This is a genomic window from Salinicola sp. 4072, from assembly GCF_036663415.1.
Taxonomy (GTDB): domain Bacteria; phylum Pseudomonadota; class Gammaproteobacteria; order Pseudomonadales; family Halomonadaceae; genus Salinicola; species Salinicola salarius_A.
Window position 1 is genome coordinate 15,895 of the sequence record NZ_JAXOVV010000021.1, and the last position, 15,963, is coordinate 31,857.

Genomic DNA, 15,963 nt, shown 5'->3' on the forward strand with positions numbered 1-15,963 from the left:
CCCCTTTTCGCACCTAGTCCGTGATCGGCTTGGGCCACCACGCCGGCAGCAGCGCCTGCGTTTCCCGCTTCGCGAAGCGATCGTCCAGCAGATGAATGACGCCTTCGTCGGTGCCGGATCGGATCACCCGTCCCGCCGCCTGCACCACCTTCTGCATGCCGGGAAAGAAGTAGGCGTAATCGTAGCCGTGGCCGTAAAGCGCCTGCAGACGCGCTCGCATCTGCTCGTTGACAGGATTGACCTGAGGCAGCCCCAGTGTCGCCACGAAGGCGCCGATCAGGCGGTCGCCGGGCAGATCGATACCTTCGCCGAAAATACCGCCCAGCACGGCAAATCCCACGCCTTCCCCGTTCGCCTCGAAACGCCCCAGAAACGCCTCGCGGGCGTCATCGTTCATGCGCGATGCCTGGCGCCAGCTGGGAACCTCGGGATGACGCTCGGCCAGCCGGTCGGCGACCCGCTCCAGGTAGGCGAAGCTGGAAAAGAACGCCAGATAGTTGCCGCGCCGGGCGTGGAACCGAGCGGCGATGCGATCCGCCAGCGGCGTTAGCGATGCCTCGCGGTCGGCATAACGCGTCGACAGCCGCGCGGCGATGCGAACCTCGAGCTGCGAATCCTGAAACGGCGAGGCCAGCGACATCCAGGGCGCATCGTCGGGCACGCCCAGCAGATCACGGTAGTAGGCTTCCGGCACCAGCGTGGCGGAAAACAGCGTACCGCCTTGCGCGGCGGCAAAGCGCGGCATCAGGAAAGGTGCGGGCACCACGTTGCGCAGCGTCACCCGGGCGCCAGCCTGGCGCTGCCGCCCCCGCGGCGCCTGCCGCGACACGTCGCAGATCGAGTGCTCGCCGAAGACATCGGCGACCCGACAGAAGTGCTGAGCATCGAAAGCGAAGCGCTGCAGCTCGCTGTCGAGCGCGATCGGCTGTTCGCTCTGATACTCGACCACCTGTGAAACGGCCTGCTGTAGCGCGCCGATCAGCTTGCCCGGCAGTGTCTCCAGAACCCGATAGTCCGATTCGCTGTCGTCCGCCAGCGCGCGCCACGCGGACGCCACCCGCGAGAATGGCCGCTTGAGCGGAGCAGGCAGGGTCGGCTTCAGGCGCCGAAACGCCGCATGATCGAGCGTCGCGCTGTACATGCCGCGCCCGCGTTCGACCAGGTTATGGGCCTCGTCGACGAGCAGACCGACCCGCCATTGCTGCTGCTGGCTCAGCGCGTAGAGCATGGCGTGGAAATCGAACCAGTAGTTGACGTCGCCGATGACGACATCGGCCCAGCGCGCCATTTCCTGGCCCAGATAGTAAGGGCAGATCTCGTGGGCGAGCGCGGTCTCCCGCAGGGCGGCGCGATCGAGCCAGCCGCGTTCGACCGCCGCCTTGCGCGCGGCGGGCAGGCGATCGTAGAAACCCGCCGCCAGCGGGCAGGATTCGCCGTGACACGCCTTGTCGGGATGCTCGCAACTCTTGTCGCGGGACGTTAGCGTCAGCACGCGCAGCGGGACGGCCTGGACGTCACCCAACCGGCTATCGCCCGACCTGGAATCGTCCGGTTCGAGGTGATCCGGTTCCGGAGTCTCGCAGTGCCGCTGCCCGACGCCCAGGGTGCGCAGCGCGTCGAGAGCCAGGCGCTGGCCGGTGTTGCGCGCCGTCAGAAAGAAGATCTTGTCCAGCGGCTCGCCCGGCATCGCCTTGAGCATCGGAAACAATGTGCCCAGCGTCTTGCCGATGCCGGTAGGCGCCTGCAGCATCAGCCAGCGCCGGGTATGAATCGCCTTGTAGACGGACTCCGCCAGCGGACGCTGACCCTCGCGAAACCCGGCATAAGGAAACCGCAGCGCCTGCAATGCACGATCGCGCCGTCGCCGATGGGCCAGTTCCTGCTGTGCCCAGGCCAGAAACGCCTGACAGTGAGCGTCGAACTCGGCGCGCAACGCCTCGGCCGAGCAGCGCTCGCTCAAGGGCGTTTCGCGCTGACTGACGATATCGAAATAGACGAGCGTCACCGTCAACTGATCCAGCCCGCGTTCGGTGCACAGCAGGTGGCCGTAGACCTTGGCCTGCGCCCAGTGCAGCGCCCGCTGGTTGGCCGGCTGCCGGGAAAGATCGCCACGATGCGTCTTTATCTCTTCCAGCCGATTGGCGTCGGGGTCGTAGCCATCGGCACGGCCGCGTACCTCGAGGTGGCGATAGGCGCCACTCAAGGCGATCTCCCGTTCGTAGCGCTCGCCCCGCCGCTCTCCGACGAGTTGATGACCGGCGATACCTTCCTGTGCCGAAGGCGACGGCGTGAAGCGCAGATCGAGATCGCCGCGCTTGGCCGCGAATTCGCACAGCGCGCGGACGGCGATCCGATAGCTCAAGAAAGCGCTCCCGCCGTGGTGCCGGCGTCGCCCGCATCTACCGTCTCGCCGTCGCAGGCCGCCCAGGTGACGTAGCAGACGCTGACCGGCATGTCGTGACGGGCACAGAACTGCAGCCAGCGTTTCTGATTGTCCTGCAGGCGGTCGCCAGGCCCCTTTACTTCGATCATGCGATAAGCCGGCTCGGCGGAGCCGCGCCCACCTTGCGAAGCATGATCGCCTTCCGGCCAGAACTGGATCAGATCCGGCATCCCGGCACGATTGGCGCGAACATCGTCGAGCAGACGCTCGAACCAGAGCCGGAGATGCCGCGCAGGAATGCAGTGCAGCGCCAGTTCCAGCACCCGCTCGTCCAGCGCTTCCCAGAACACGAACGGTGACTGGATGCCCCACTTGTCGCGGTATCGATGACGAATGATCTCGGCATGGTCACCCCGCTCGAGCGCCGCCAGGCTCGTGTCGATGAGCTCGCGACGCCGGGTCCGGAAATCCGCCTCGAACAGATCCACCGGCCCGCTATGGAATGGATGGAAGAACGCGCCGGGCAGCGGCGCGAAGATCGCGTCCCAGCACAGCAGGCCGAACAGCCCGTTGACGAGCACGTTCTCGACATAGCAGACCGGCGCCTCGGCGCGGGAGAGATGCCGGACCACCGCCAGTTCGACGCTGGCCGAGCGCGGCAGCACCAGATCGATACGTGGTGGATCCGAAGCCTTCATTCGCTTTTCCGCGGCCTGCCCGAGCTTGCGACGGAGACGCGGTATCACGCGGTCCAGGGCCTGGCTTTCCGCAGCACTGGCAGGCGCGGCTTCCGCCCGTTCGGCCAGCGCCAGCGCATCCGCCGTTGCCTGCTGCGCCTCGAGCACGCGAATCCGTCGCAGCCGCGCTTCCGGTGCCGAGCAACCTCCGTAGAGATCCAGCGCCCGGTCGAGTTCGCCCTGGCGTTCGAGACGATAGGCGAGCTTGTAGATCAGCCGGCCTCTGCGACGCTCGAGCCAGTCGTTGTCGAACGCCACGCGAGGCACGTCGGGCAGCAGCGATTCCAGCGACTCGTCGGCCTCGAAACGCTCCCGGCAGCGGTGCAGATGATGATAGGCCTCCAGCTCCTCGCGACGCGAGAAGGCGCGGGAAGAAGCGTCCAGTTCGACGTGCTCGAAGCGGTAGACACCCAGCTCCGAGAGCACGAATTCGGACCAGTGCTGGCGCAGGTTGCCGAAGAACATCAGCCGGAAGCGTTCGCACATCGCGTCGACGGTCAGCCGATAGTGACGATCCCCGAGCGTCGGCAACCACTCGGCCAGCGGGCGGGGTTCGGGCGACGCCGCCTGCAGCGCCGCCAGCCAGACACCCTTGCCCGCGCTCCTGCCGACGCCGAGCGCCAACAGGCAGTCGCCCATGTCGATGCCGATCTCCGCTCGGGTCGTCAGCGAAAACAGCGCTTCCAGCGACAGCGGCGCATCTTCCTCGATCCAGCCGCACTCGATCAGCGGCCCGGCAGCATCGACGCTATCGCCGATCTCGGCGTAGACCAGGCGACTGGCTCGGAAATCGATGCCCTTGCGCATGACCATCCGCACCAGCAACGCCTGGGAAGGCTCCGGCGCGCGCTCGAAGCCGGCAATGAAAGCGACTTCTTCGGGACTCAGCAGATCCGCGTAGCGCGACGTCAGCCAGTCGAGCACTCGGCGGAAGTTGGCAAGGTAATAAAGCGGGTCTTCGAGCGTCGGCAGCGCCATGGCGTCCCCAGCGTAGGACTCAAAAATACTGGATAAGTATACAGATGCGGCCACGGCGTTCGAAGCCCCGTAACGGGTCGAGGCACTACTCGCCCAGTTCGGCCTTGAGCTCCTGCCACAGACGGCGGTAGGCGTGGGTCGCCCGGCTGCGGGGCGCCAGGTCCGCCAGTGGTTGATTTTCGAGACTCATTCGCTCGACGTCGCTGGAATAGGGAATCCAGCTGTGCAGCGTGCGCCCCATCGCTTCCGGCGGCGATTCGATCCACTCCCGGTGCAGACGACGCCGTCGATCGACCAGATTGAAAAAGGGGCAGATACGCTCGCGCTGGCGCTTCTTGAGATCGAGATGCGCCAGCATGCGCGAAAATGCCTGTATCGACAGCGGGCTGGGAATGGTCGGCACCAGGATGCGATCGGCGGCGCGGATCAGCTGTTCGGCCAGCGTGGAAAGCCCCGGCGGGCAGTCCAGAATCATCAGCGCGTACTCTTCACTGAACGGCGCGATCAGACGCTTGAGATGCTTGTCGCCCTCCGCCTTGTCTTCCAGGATGCGATCGAGTTCGCGCAGGCGCATGTCCGCCGGCAGCAAATCGAAACGCTCCCACGGCGTGTGCTGAACCTGCTCTCCCAGCGGCGACTTGCCCGACAGCAGCTTGCCGACCTTGCGGCTCAAGCCGTTCTCCCCTCCCAGTATCCAGGTCGAGGCGCCCTGCGCATCGAGATCCCACAGCAGCACCGGCAAGCCATCGCGATTGGCTTCGCGGGCCAGGTTGACGGCCGCCGAGCTCTTGCCGACGCCGCCTTTGAGATTGTGCAGTGCCACCACTTTCATGATCGAAGTGTTCCCGGTCGATATCGAATGATGCCCGAGATTCTACGGTCCCGCGGGCTCCCGAGAGATGACAATCTGGTGACAAAACGATGACGGCCGCTGCCGTTCGATCCAGCGCCGCTTGGCGTCGGCGCTCAGCCGCTTGATCGCCGCTTCGAGCTTGAGCGCGTCGCCGTGACTACCGACCGCCTGGGCGTGCCGCAAGGTCAACGGCCCCTTGCCACGCAGCGCCCGCGCACCTCGGCCGCGGGAGTGTTGCTCGAATCGCCGGGCCACATCGGTGGTAATGCCGGTGTAGAGCGCGCCTCTGGCGGTCTCGATGAGATAGAGATACCACTGGCGCGGCTCGCTATCGTCCGCTACCGCCTCGTTTTTCGACGACACGCCGGCTCAGTTCCCGGCAAGCGCCGAGCGCATTTTGCCGATCACGCTGTCGTAGCGATGGGGGTCGTCGAGGCTGCGCGCCTTGAAGATGGCCGAGCCGGCGACGAAGGTATCCGCCCCCGCTTCGGCGATCTCGGCGATGTTGTCCGGGCCGACGCCGCCGTCGACCTCCAGCCGAATCGGTAACCCGCTGGCGTCGATGCGCCGGCGCGCCTCGCGGAGCTTGTCCAGCGCCGCCGGAATGAAGGACTGGCCGCCAAAGCCGGGGTTGACGCTCATGATCAGGATCATGTCGACCTTGTCCATGACGTAGTCCAGGTAGGAAAGCGGCGTCGCCGGATTGAAGACGAGCCCGGCCTTGCAGCCATGGCTGCGAATGAGCTGCAGCGAGCGGTCGACATGCTCCGAAGCTTCCGGATGAAACGTCACGTAGCTGGCGCCGGCGTCGATGAAATCGCCGATCAGGCGATCCACCGGCTTGACCATCAGGTGACAGTCGATCGGCGCAGTGATGCCGTGCTTGCGCAGCGCCTCGCACACCATCGGCCCCATCGTCAGGTTGGGCACGTAATGGTTGTCCATGACATCGAAATGGATGATGTCGGCCCCCGACGTCAGCACGTCCTCGACCTCCTGCCCCAGACAGGCGAAGTTGGCGGAGAGAATGGAGGGTGCGATCTTGAAGTCGTGCATGAAAGAATCCTTATGCAGGCTGGCCGTTGGCGCTCATTCTAGCGCACGCATCGCTACCTTTGGCGGGTCCGGACGCAAAACCGCCTCGCCGGTATGGCCGGCGAGACGATTGGAAGCGACTATTTCTATACTGCTTCAGGTCTTGGCCACGCATCTCGATTCGCTCACTGACAACAACATTCATTGGAAGGACTTTCCATGCCTCGCTTCATTCCTGCCACGCCATCCACTCGCCGTGGAGTCGCCCTGTCCCTCGTCTGCCTGACGACGGTGTTATCGACTCTCGTCCCGACACCGACGCATGCCCAGTCGGCGATCCTTGAAGGGGAGCGATTCCACCCCCAGCTCGGCGAGCACGGCATGGTCGCCACCAGCCATTATCTGGCCTCGCAGATCGCCCACGACGTGCTGGCCGATGGCGGCAATGCCGTCGATGCCGCCGTGACCGCCGGCTTCGCGCTGGCGGTGACCCAGCCCCGATCGGGCAACATCGGCGGTGGCGGCTTCATGCTGATTTCCGACGAGAATAGCGGTGACGTCATCGCCATCGATTACCGCGAGAAGGCACCAGCCGCCGCTTACGAGACCATGTTCCAGAACGAACAGGGCGAGGCCGTTTCCGAGCTTTCCCGCTATACCCACAACGCGTCCGGCGTGCCCGGCACCGTGGCCGGCCTGGCATTGGCGCTGGATAAGTACGGCACCATGAGTCTCGCCGAGGCGCTGGCGCCCGCGATCAGGCTGGCGGATAAAGGCTTCATCATTCCGCCGCGATTCGCCGAAGGTCTCGAACAGTCCCAGCAGCGGCTCAAGCAGTGGGATTCGACGCGCAAGGTGTTCTTCAAGCCGGACGGCTCGCTCTATCGCGCCGGCGAGCGGTTCCGCCAGCCGGACCTGGCCGCGACGCTCGAGCGAATTGCCGCGAACGGCCCGCGCGAATTCTACGAAGGCGAGACAGCGCGCCTGATCGCGGCCGAGATGCAGAACCATGATGGCCTGATGACGGCGCAGGATCTCGCCGACTACCAACCAACGATTCGCGAGCCGGTGCATGGCCAATATCGCGGCTACGACGTCTACGCCATGAGCCCGCCCTCTTCCGGTGGCGCCCACATCGTGCAGATGCTCAACATGCTCGAGGGCTACGACATTCACGCCATGGGCTTCAATTCGGCACGCACGATCCACGTCATGAGCGAAGCGATGAAACGCGCCTACGCCGATCGCGCCGAGTATCTCGGTGACACCGACTTCGTTGATGTGCCACTTTCAGGCATCACCTCGAAAGCCTACGCCGAGGAATTGCGCCAGCAGATCGATATCGACCGCGCCACGCCTAGCAGCGAAATCGCCGCCGGCAATCCGCTGCCGTACGAGTCCAACGAGACCACCCACTTCTCGATCGCCGACGACAGCGGACTGGCGGTTTCCAATACCTACACCATCAACTTCAGCTACGGCTCGGGCATCGTCGTCGATGGCGCCGGCTTTTTGCTCAACAACGAGATGGACGACTTCTCCGCCAAGCCGGGCACGCCCAATGCCTACGGCCTGATCGGCGGCGAAGCCAACAGGATCGAACCGGAGAAGCGCATGCTCTCCTCGATGACGCCGACCATCGTCAAGAAGGATGGCAGGAACTTCCTCGTGACCGGGAGCCCCGGTGGTTCGCGCATCATCACCACCACGCTGCAGGTGGTGATGAACGTGATCGACCACGGCATGAATATCCAGAGTGCCGTCAGCGCGCCGCGCATTCACGATCAGTGGCTGCCGGACGAGATCCGCATCGAGGATGGCATCAGCCCGGACACAATCGCCCTGCTCGAAGCGATGGGCCACACCGTCAGCCAGCAGGAGGCGATGGGCGCTGCGCAGTCGATCCTGATCGAGGACGATGGTACCTTCACCGGCGGTGCCGATCCGCGGCGATCGACTTCCTCGGCGATGGGTCTCTGAGCCGCTACCCGCGATCCGAAGGCGACAGACATGCCATCGCCCGGCGGCGATGATCCGAATGATAGATGCGGGGAAATCGATGTCGATTGTCATCATTGCCATCGCCGAGTGGTTCGGCACCGCGCTGTGGTTCACGCCCAACGCCGTGATCGATGATCTCCAGCGGACGTGGGGGCTCGCCACCGGCGATCTGGGCTGGCTCACCGGTGCGGTGCAGTTCGGGTTCCTGCTGGGGACGCTCGGCTTGGGCCTCAGCGGTCTTGCCGATCGCACTCAAGCCAGCCGACTGTTCGCCCTGGCATGCCTGGTCGGCGCGCTTTCCAACGCCCTGCTGCCGTATGCCGGTGGCCTGTGGCCAGCGGTCGGGTTGCGCCTGATCACTGGGCTGTCGCTGGCCGGCATCTACCCCATCGGCATGAAACTGATGGTGGGCTGGGCGCCCGGGCGCGCCGGACTGGGACTGGCATGGCTCGTCGGGATGCTGGTGCTGGGCACGGCGATGCCCCACCTGCTGGCCGGCATCGATTGGGGAGGCGACTGGAAGTTGACGCTATGGATCGCGTCACTGCTCGCCCTGCTGGCCGGCGTCGCCGTATGGCGGCTGGGCGACGCACCCTCCCTTGCTCGGGCTTCCACTCCGACGCCATCGCGCCTGGCCGGGCTGGCGGCCTTTCGCATCGCCGACTTTCGCCGCGCTGCCGGCGCCTACTTCGGTCACATGTGGGAGCTCTACACGCTCTGGACGCTGCTCCCGTTGCTGCTGATTGCGGCCACCCCCTCCCTTTCTCCCCAAGCGCTGTCGCTGCTGTCGTTCGCCCTGATCGCGGTCGGCGCCCCGGGCTGCTGGCTCGGCGGCTGGCTGAGCCAGCATCTGGGCAGTCGCCGGGTCGCGATCCTGGGGCTGGCCGGCTCGGCGATAGGCTGTCTGCTCTACCCCTGGATGGCCCCGCATGCCGGTTTCGCTGCTCTGGTGGTGTATCTGGCAGCGTGGAGCCTGCTCGCGGTGATCGATTCGCCGCAGTTTTCGGCGCTCTCCGCCAACGCTTGTCCCGCCACGCTGGTCGGTAGTGCGCTGACGCTGCAGAACGCCATCGGATTCGCTATCTCCGCCGTCTCGATAGGCCTGCTGGTGCCATGGCTACCCGTCCTCGAGGCGACGATCGCCTGGTGGCTACTTCCCGGTCCGTTGCTGGGGTTGCTTGCCCTCCGCCGACTCGGCAAGACATCTCGCCTGAATCGATGACTGGCGAGGAGTCCCTGGCGTGATCGCGCCCCAGGCTCATGAACGTCTGGGCTTATAGAGTTACCGAGCAAATTTATAATTAAACGTTCTATTGAAACGAATTGTCATTCCATTCTGGTTTATTTAGCCTTGCCGCCATTGCCAATAAATCCTAGGGGACTGACCCATGACCTGGTTTTCCAAGCCTCGCTCGCTGTTTGCCGCGTCCGCCGTCGGGCTGGCGCTGACTTTCGGCGCCCTGTCGCCCGCGCAGGCCCAGGACGAACCGCGTGAACTGCTCAACTCCTCCTATGACATCGCTCGCGAACTGTTCGCCGCGGTCAACCCCAAGTTCATCGACTGGTGGCAGGCCCAGCACGACGAGACCGTCAGTGTGAAGCAGTCCCACGGCGGCTCCTCGACGCAGGCCCGCTCGATCATGCAGGGGCTGCGTGCCGACGTGGTGACCTTCAACCAGGTGACCGACGTCAACGTGCTGGCCGATGCCGGCCTGGTCGCCGAGGATTGGCAGGACCGCTATCCCAATAACGCCTCGCCCTACTACTCCACGACCGCATTCCTGGTGCGCAAGGGCAACCCCAAGCAGATCGAGAACTGGGACGACCTGGCGCGGGATGATGTCTCTCTCGTCTTCCCCAACCCCAAGACCTCGGGCAACGGGCGCTATACCTATCTGGCAGCATGGGGTTACGCCGACCAGGCCTTCGACGGCGACGAGTCCAGGATCGAGGACTACATGAGCACGTTCCTCGGCAACGTCGAGGTGTTCGACACCGGCGGTCGGGGCGCCACCACGACGTTCGTGGAGCGCGGTATCGGCGACGTGCTGATCACCTTCGAGTCCGAGGTCAACAACATCCGTAACGAATACGGCAAGGACGACTACGAAGTCGTCGTACCGCCGGTCAGTATTCTCGCCGAGTTCCCGGTCGCCGTGGTCGACGAGTACGCCGAGCGCAACGGCAACGAGGATCTGGCCAAGGGCTATCTCGACTACCTCTACACCGAGGAAGCACAGCGATTGCTGGCCGGGTTCAACTATCGCGTCAACGACGAGAAGGTGGCCGAGGAGTTCAGCGACCAGTTCCCGAAAGCCGAACTGCTGCGTGTCGAGGACGTCTTCGGCAGTTGGCCCGAGGCGATGGAAACGCACTTCGCCAGCGGCGGTGAACTGGATCAGCTTCAGCGCCGATGATCGCACACGCTCTGACCTGGCGCCGCGAACGCCGAGTGCTGCCGGGCTTCGGCCTCTCGCTCGGCATCTCGCTGACCTTCGTCTCGCTGATTCTGCTGCTGCCCCTGACCAGCCTGGTGGGGCAGCTCTCGCAGTTGAGCTGGTCGCAGTACTGGTTTTTGATCACGGACCCGCGCCTGCTGGCAAGCTATGGCGTGACGCTCTTCGGCGCCGCGGTAGCGGCCCTCTTCAACGCCGCGTTCGGGCTGCTGATGGCGTGGGTACTGGTACGCTACGAGTTCCCCGGCAAGCGTCTGGTCGATGCGCTGATGGACCTGCCGTTCGCGCTGCCCACTGCCGTCGCGGGCATCACTCTGGCGACGCTCTATTCCAGTAACGGCTGGATCGGGCGCCTGCTGGAGCCGCTAGGCATTTCGATCTCCTACACCTGGATCGGGATCGCCCTGGCGATGGCCTTTACCAGCATCCCGTTCGTTGTTCGTACCGTGCAGCCGGTACTGGAAGATCTCCCCGTCGAAGTGGACGAAGCCGCGATGACGCTCGGCGCCAGCGACAGCCATGCGTTCCGTCGGGTGATCCTGCCCTACCTGTGGCCGGCGCTGGTCACCGGTACCGGGCTCGCCTTCGTGCGTTCGCTAGGCGAGTTTGGCGCCGTGATCTTCATTGCCGGCGGCAAGCCCTACGAAACCGAGATCACCTCGCTGATGATCTTCGTCAAGCTGCAGGAGTACGACTACGCCGGTGCCTCGGCGGTCGCTTCGATCGTGCTCGCCACCTCGCTTGCCCTGCTGCTGGCGATCAACCTGTGGCAAGGCCGCTTCATCAAACGACTGCACGGAGGGCGCGGCTGATGATACGGATCGGTGACGCACCGCGTGTCCGCCGTCTGCTGATCGGCGCCGCCCTGGTGCTGACGGCGCTGTTCCTGCTGCTGCCGCTGGTGGCGATCTTCGCCCAGGCGTTGATGAGCGGCATCGATGTCTACTGGCAGAACCTGAGCGACGACTACACGCTTGCCGCCATCGGCCTGACGCTGCTGGTCGCCGTAATCACCGTGCCGGTCAATCTGGTCTTCGGGGTGTTCCTGGCCTGGCTGGTGACGCGCTTCGATTTCCCCGGCCGCCGCCTGCTGCAGACGCTGATCGACATTCCGTTTGCCGTCTCGCCGGTAGTCGCCGGCCTGGTCTACCTGCTGCTCTACGGGCGCAATGGCTGGCTCGGCGGCTGGCTCGACGCCCACGACATCCAGATCATGTTCGCCTGGCCGGGCATCGTGCTGGTCACGCTGTTCGTCACCTGCCCGTTCGTCGCCCGCGAGCTGATTCCGCTGATGCAGGCGCAAGGCTCTCGCGAGGAAGAAGCAGCCGTGACGCTGGGCGCTTCCGGCTGGACGATTTTCCGTCGCGTGACGCTGCCGAACATTCGCCACGCCCTGCTCTACGGCGTGATCCTGACCAACGCCCGCGCAGTCGGCGAGTTCGGCGCGGTCTCGGTGGTCGCCGGGGCGATTCGCGGCGAAACCAACACCCTGCCGCTTCAGGTCGAACAGCTCTATCAGGACTACAACACCGTCGGTGCCTTTACCAGTGCATCGCTGCTGGCGCTGCTGGCGCTACTGACGCTGGCCGCCAAGGCCGCACTCGAATGGCGCGCTGCGCGCCGGGAGACCGCGACATGAGTATCCGCATCTCGCAGATCGACAAGACCTATGGTTCCAAGGGACATGGCCACACCCGCGCCCTCGAGCCTATCGATCTCGATATTCACGATGGCGAACTGATCGGCCTGCTCGGCCCCTCCGGTTCCGGCAAGACCACGCTGTTGCGCATCGTGGCCGGGCTGGAACAGGCCGACAGCGGCTCGATCCATTTCGGCGAACGCGACGTGACGCGAGTTCACGTGCGCGATCGGCGCATCGGGTTCGTGTTTCAGCACTACGCTCTGTTCCGCCACATGAGCGTGTTCGACAACGTCGCTTTCGGACTGACCGCCATGCCGCGCTCGCAGCGACCTTCGAGCGGCGAGATTCGTTCGCGGGTAATGCAGCTGCTGGAGATGGTCCGACTCCAGGATTTCGCCGAGCGCTTCCCGGCCCAGCTCTCCGGCGGGCAACAGCAGCGCGTATCGCTGGCGCGGGCGCTGGCGCTGAAGCCCGATGTGCTGCTGCTCGACGAGCCGTTCGGCGCGCTGGATGCCAAGGTACGCCAGGAGCTGCGCCGTTGGCTGCGCCATCTTCACGAGGAGCTTCACTTCACCAGCCTATTCGTGACCCACGACCAGGAAGAGGCGCTGGAACTGTCGGATCGCGTGGTGGTGATGAGCAACGGCCGGATCGAACAGATCGCGACGCCGGATACGCTCTATCGCCAACCCGCCAATCGCTTCGTGTTCGAGTTCCTCGGTGACGTCAACCGGATCGAGGGCGATATCGAGAAGGAAATCCTCACCTGCGGCAACGCGTGGGTGGCGGCACCCGGCGTCGAGAATGGTCGTCAGGAACTGCTGCTGCGGCCCCACGAAGTCCGCCTGGACGAGCAGCCCAGCCCCCGCGCGCACTTGCCGGTCAGCGTCACGGCCGTCGTGCCGGTAGGCGCCGAAGTTCGCCTCGAGCTGGAGGCGGACTGGCTGGGCGAACCGTGGCTGGCCACGATCAGCCATGCGGATTTCGAGCGCCTGGCGATCACCCGTGGCAAACGGCTCTTCGCCCAGCCCAGCCGTCTGCATCGCTTCGATACCTCACGACCACAGACATTGGCGCCGCTGTCGGTCTCCTGAGGCGGCAGTCTAGGTCACGGCCTCAGGAGGCTTCGTCGCATTCCGGAAACTTGTGGCCAACGTCTATAATGGTCGCGCCGTTTCCACGACTCGAGAGGTTCACTGTTATGCGTCAATGGTTTGTGCTCAAAGGCTTGGCCGTACTGCTGTTGCTCGGCCTGCTGGCGGCCTGTGCCCAGAGCCCCCAGATTCTGTCCGTGAGTCCCAAGGTCAGCGGCGGTTTTTCGCATACCGGCAGCGGCCAGTCGGTCTCGCTGGAAGTGGTCGATGGACGCGACAGCAGCGTCATCGGCACGCGCTCGGGCAGCCCGTCGGCAACCTCGACGATTACCGTCGAGGCCAATGATGTCATTCCCAAGATCCGTGTCCAGGCGGAAAACGCCCTGCGCAGCATGGGATTCAACCCGACCAGCAGCAACGCCGGCGGCCCTTCGCTGACCCTGACGCTGACCGACCTGGCCTACGCCCGCAGTACTGCCGAGCAGCCGCTGCTGGACGCCTCCCAGCTCCAGGCGATCATCCAGGCGGAAGTGGTCAATGGCGGCAACACCTACACCGGTCGCTATACCGCCAAGCGCTCCCAGAGCTACGCCGTGAAGCCGGACTGGGATACCAACAACCGCATGGTGAGCGAACTGTTGGGTAATGCCCTGGACCGTACCTTCCGCGATCAGCAACTGGCCAGTCTGCTGGCCCGCTGATCCCGCCCGGAAGTCTCCGCCGAATGCGAAGAACCGCCTGCCACATCACCGTGGCAGGCGGTTCTCTCGTTTCGGGCTTCGGCTTTGGGCAGCCCGGGACGACGCCACACGGGACCACGACCGGACGACACCTCGGTGACAACTAGAGCGACGGGCCCCGTCTCACCAACTGCCACACGCTTTCGGTCAGGCCATCTTCGGCCTCCGATACCTCGCACAGCGTCAGCTCGAAATTGGGGGCCATCAGCGCCCGGACTTCCTCGTGGGAGACGCTGAACGGCGGGCCGCGCTCCGGGTCGTCATGGGTCAGGGTGACCAGCAGGCCGCGCTTGCCCGGCAACAGCAGTTGCGCCAGATGGTGAGCGTAGCGTTGACGCGTCGCCGGTGGTAGTGCAATGAGGGCGGCGCGGTCGTAGAAGCCCGCCAGCTCGGCCGCTTCATCCACCTGAAAGTGGAAGAAGTCGCCACACCACAGCTCGACGCTCCCCTGCCGCGTGCACTCGAACCCGGATCGGCGGTAGCGAAGCGCGGGCTGATCGCCTTCCGCCACGAACTGCTCGATCGCCAGGGGCGACAGCTCGACTCCCAGTACCGGATTACCGCGCTGGACCAGCCAGCGCATGTCCCGACTCTTGCCGCACAACGGCACCAGGATCTTGGCGCCGGCGTCCAGCCCGAGTCGCGGCCAGTGCCTTTCCAGCGCCGGGTGCGGCATCTCGCGATGAAACCCGATGCGTCCTTCCTGCCAGCGCTGCAACCAATCCGCGGCGGTCATCACGACTCCTCAGGCAGGCTCAGAACCAGCGGTCGCGCTTGCGCCGGCGGCGCGGCAGATGCGGCACGATCAGGCCGACGATCAGCCCCGCGCCAGCCACCCCGCCGCCATACATGAAGTAGCGCATCAGCAGATCTTCTTCCTGGGTATCCAGACGCGCCTGCATCTCGCGCATCTTGCTCTCCGCCTGAGAATAGGCCTGATTGAGCTGATTATTGGTGGCCTGCAGCTCGTCGACCTGCGCCTGACGGCCTTCCAGTTCGTTGCGCATGTCGGCCACCCGCTGATTCCACTCGTCATCGATGCCATCGAGCCGCGTGGTCAGTTCGTCCACCTTCTTCTGGAGCGCCGGCAGTTGCTGCTGGGCGCTGGGTTGGTCCTGGATGAACTGGGACTGGACCCATACCTCGTCGCCGTCGGGGCCGCGCACCTGCGTATAGTCGCCCTGGGTCTGCAGCACGGTAACGGGATCACCACTGGTGAGCGTTCCCACGATGCGGTAGCCGTCGGTGGGGCCACTGCGCACGAACGTGGTCAATGAATCACTGACCCAGTGGCCATCCTGAGCCACGGCGGAGGCGGAAAACAGGGCCGCGCCCAAGGCGCAACCCATGACTGCATTTCGAATTTTCAACATATCGTCGTGATCTTAAATGGCTAGTCGGTAACGGTTGGGCATTTCGTGCTCATGTGACGATGAACTGGGCGACGATGAGACCGCGCATCGCTTCCTGCGAGGGCGGTGATTCAATCATCCACACTTTCTGTGGATAACCATTTGGACAACCTGCGCAGCGATCATGCCATTCACCGGCTGCTTCGGCATTGACGACAAATTGGTGAAAATCTGACCAATCCGTCATTTTCTAACCTCGTTCCACCCATCGGCCGGTCGGTATCGGCCACTCTAACCGGCTCGTTTCAGCCATCGTCCCGCGGTGGCCAGGCCATCGGCCGCGGGAACTCGGTGACATTGCCCTCGGCCTTCACGGCCTTGGCTACGCCGCCGCGCTCGACTTCGTCGATCCGCACGATGGCGCTGTAGGGAATATAACTGCGATTGACCCCATCGAACGTGCGCCGAAGCTTCTCCGCACCGGGGTCGACGACCACCTTGGTCTGATCCTCGAACACGAAGGCCTCGACTTCGATAAACCCCCACAGGTCGCTTTGAAAGATCTCTCTGGCGTAGAGTTCCCAAACTTCACCTTGGTTGTGGAACACGACCCGATAGATCGGCTTGCTGGGCATAAATGAACGGCTCTCTCGATATCATTGCCACGCAGCCGGTTCGTCCTGTCCGCGAAC

Annotated in this window: 16 protein-coding genes; 7 read left to right on the top strand and 9 right to left on the bottom strand. The window is 64.6% G+C overall.

Features of this window, described 5'->3' with window-relative positions; genetic code table 11:
• Positions 1-13: 13 nt before the first annotated feature.
• From R3F72_RS13910 to rpe, 5 genes are all read right to left on the bottom strand, one after another.
• Positions 14-2,362 carry an ATP-dependent DNA helicase gene (locus tag R3F72_RS13910; protein ID WP_332779945.1) on the bottom strand — a complete coding sequence of 783 codons (2,349 nt, stop codon included), beginning with the start codon at positions 2,360-2,362 and terminating at the stop codon, positions 14-16.
• Positions 2,359-4,098, bottom strand: a complete 1,740-nt coding sequence (locus R3F72_RS13915; RefSeq protein WP_332779946.1) for a VRR-NUC domain-containing protein — start codon at positions 4,096-4,098, stop codon at positions 2,359-2,361. Before R3F72_RS13915 ends, R3F72_RS13910 begins: the two co-directional genes overlap by 4 nt.
• Positions 4,099-4,183: 85 nt before the next feature.
• Entirely contained in the window at positions 4,184-4,930 is a 747-nt protein-coding gene (locus tag R3F72_RS13920) for a ParA family protein (RefSeq protein ID WP_303854315.1), read from the bottom strand.
• 42 nt (positions 4,931-4,972) lie between these two features.
• Positions 4,973-5,314, bottom strand: a complete 342-nt coding sequence (locus R3F72_RS13925) for a GIY-YIG nuclease family protein (protein WP_303854313.1) — start codon at positions 5,312-5,314, stop codon at positions 4,973-4,975.
• A 6-nt stretch (positions 5,315-5,320) separates the two neighbouring features.
• Positions 5,321-6,007: a ribulose-phosphate 3-epimerase gene (gene rpe / locus R3F72_RS13930; RefSeq protein WP_332779947.1), complete on the bottom strand. Its 687-nt coding sequence runs from the start codon at positions 6,005-6,007 to the stop codon at positions 5,321-5,323.
• Positions 6,008-6,205: 198 nt separating this feature from the next.
• Between rpe and ggt the strand changes: the two genes are divergently transcribed.
• The 7 genes from ggt (at position 6,206) to R3F72_RS13965 (ending at position 13,880) form a co-directional block, all read left to right on the top strand.
• Complete coding sequence (ggt, locus tag R3F72_RS13935) at positions 6,206-7,966, top strand: gamma-glutamyltransferase (RefSeq protein ID WP_332779948.1); 1,761 nt, start codon at positions 6,206-6,208, stop codon at positions 7,964-7,966.
• A gap of 79 nt (positions 7,967-8,045) precedes the next feature.
• Positions 8,046-9,209, top strand: coding sequence for an MFS transporter (locus R3F72_RS13940; protein ID WP_332779949.1), 1,164 nt, complete (start codon positions 8,046-8,048; stop codon positions 9,207-9,209).
• A gap of 166 nt (positions 9,210-9,375) precedes the next feature.
• A complete protein-coding gene (gene cysP / locus R3F72_RS13945) occupies positions 9,376-10,404 on the top strand; it encodes a thiosulfate ABC transporter substrate-binding protein CysP (RefSeq protein ID WP_332779950.1) in 1,029 nt (342 codons plus the stop codon).
• On the top strand, positions 10,401-11,255 hold the full coding sequence (gene cysT / locus R3F72_RS13950) for a sulfate/thiosulfate ABC transporter permease CysT (RefSeq protein ID WP_332779951.1): 855 nt from the start codon (positions 10,401-10,403) through the stop codon (positions 11,253-11,255). Before cysP ends, cysT begins: the two co-directional genes overlap by 4 nt.
• The gene (gene cysW, locus R3F72_RS13955; protein WP_035411899.1) at positions 11,255-12,082 is read left to right on the top strand and encodes a sulfate ABC transporter permease subunit CysW; all 828 of its coding nucleotides are present in this window, start codon (positions 11,255-11,257) and stop codon (positions 12,080-12,082) included. The genes cysT and cysW overlap by 1 nt, the downstream gene beginning before the upstream one ends.
• Positions 12,079-13,179, top strand: coding sequence for a sulfate/molybdate ABC transporter ATP-binding protein (locus R3F72_RS13960; protein WP_332779952.1), 1,101 nt, complete (start codon positions 12,079-12,081; stop codon positions 13,177-13,179). The genes cysW and R3F72_RS13960 overlap by 4 nt, the downstream gene beginning before the upstream one ends.
• Before the next feature lie 107 nt (positions 13,180-13,286).
• The gene (locus tag R3F72_RS13965) at positions 13,287-13,880 is read left to right on the top strand and encodes a YajG family lipoprotein (RefSeq protein ID WP_087718714.1); all 594 of its coding nucleotides are present in this window, start codon (positions 13,287-13,289) and stop codon (positions 13,878-13,880) included.
• A gap of 142 nt (positions 13,881-14,022) precedes the next feature.
• Here R3F72_RS13965 and R3F72_RS13970 read toward each other — a convergent pair whose 3' ends face one another.
• From R3F72_RS13970 to R3F72_RS13985, 4 genes are all read right to left on the bottom strand, one after another.
• Positions 14,023-14,655, bottom strand: a complete 633-nt coding sequence (locus tag R3F72_RS13970; protein WP_087718713.1) for a thiopurine S-methyltransferase — start codon at positions 14,653-14,655, stop codon at positions 14,023-14,025.
• Between the two features lie 19 nt (positions 14,656-14,674).
• On the bottom strand, positions 14,675-15,268 hold the full coding sequence (locus R3F72_RS13975; protein WP_256961161.1) for a TIGR04211 family SH3 domain-containing protein: 594 nt from the start codon (positions 15,266-15,268) through the stop codon (positions 14,675-14,677).
• A 73-nt stretch (positions 15,269-15,341) separates the two neighbouring features.
• Complete coding sequence (locus tag R3F72_RS13980) at positions 15,342-15,518, bottom strand: hypothetical protein (protein WP_157957044.1); 177 nt, start codon at positions 15,516-15,518, stop codon at positions 15,342-15,344.
• A 58-nt stretch (positions 15,519-15,576) separates the two neighbouring features.
• Positions 15,577-15,906 (bottom strand): DUF1820 family protein, encoded by a 330-nt coding sequence (locus R3F72_RS13985; RefSeq protein ID WP_071230376.1) that lies wholly within the window; start codon positions 15,904-15,906, stop codon positions 15,577-15,579.
• Between the last annotated feature and the right edge of the window lie 57 nt (positions 15,907-15,963).

Excerpts from the sequence above, each read along its gene's own strand:
- R3F72_RS13915 (WP_332779946.1), bottom strand. The coding sequence starts at position 4,098 with ATGGCGCTGCCGACGCTCGAAGACCCGCTTTATTACCTTGCCAACTTC.
- R3F72_RS13920 (WP_303854315.1), bottom strand. The coding sequence starts at position 4,930 with ATGAAAGTGGTGGCACTGCACAATCTCAAAGGCGGCGTCGGCAAGAGC.
- rpe (WP_332779947.1), bottom strand. The coding sequence starts at position 6,007 with ATGCACGACTTCAAGATCGCACCCTCCATTCTCTCCGCCAACTTCGCC.
- ggt (WP_332779948.1), top strand. The coding sequence starts at position 6,206 with ATGCCTCGCTTCATTCCTGCCACGCCATCCACTCGCCGTGGAGTCGCC.
- R3F72_RS13940 (WP_332779949.1), top strand. The coding sequence starts at position 8,046 with ATGTCGATTGTCATCATTGCCATCGCCGAGTGGTTCGGCACCGCGCTG.
- cysP (WP_332779950.1), top strand. The coding sequence starts at position 9,376 with ATGACCTGGTTTTCCAAGCCTCGCTCGCTGTTTGCCGCGTCCGCCGTC.
- cysT (WP_332779951.1), top strand. The coding sequence starts at position 10,401 with ATGATCGCACACGCTCTGACCTGGCGCCGCGAACGCCGAGTGCTGCCG.
- cysW (WP_035411899.1), top strand. The coding sequence starts at position 11,255 with ATGATACGGATCGGTGACGCACCGCGTGTCCGCCGTCTGCTGATCGGC.
- R3F72_RS13960 (WP_332779952.1), top strand. The coding sequence starts at position 12,079 with ATGAGTATCCGCATCTCGCAGATCGACAAGACCTATGGTTCCAAGGGA.
- R3F72_RS13965 (WP_087718714.1), top strand. The coding sequence starts at position 13,287 with ATGCGTCAATGGTTTGTGCTCAAAGGCTTGGCCGTACTGCTGTTGCTC.
- R3F72_RS13970 (WP_087718713.1), bottom strand. The coding sequence starts at position 14,655 with ATGACCGCCGCGGATTGGTTGCAGCGCTGGCAGGAAGGACGCATCGGG.
- R3F72_RS13975 (WP_256961161.1), bottom strand. The coding sequence starts at position 15,268 with ATGGGTTGCGCCTTGGGCGCGGCCCTGTTTTCCGCCTCCGCCGTGGCT.
- R3F72_RS13980 (WP_157957044.1), bottom strand. The coding sequence starts at position 15,518 with ATGACGGATTGGTCAGATTTTCACCAATTTGTCGTCAATGCCGAAGCA.
- R3F72_RS13985 (WP_071230376.1), bottom strand. The coding sequence starts at position 15,906 with ATGCCCAGCAAGCCGATCTATCGGGTCGTGTTCCACAACCAAGGTGAA.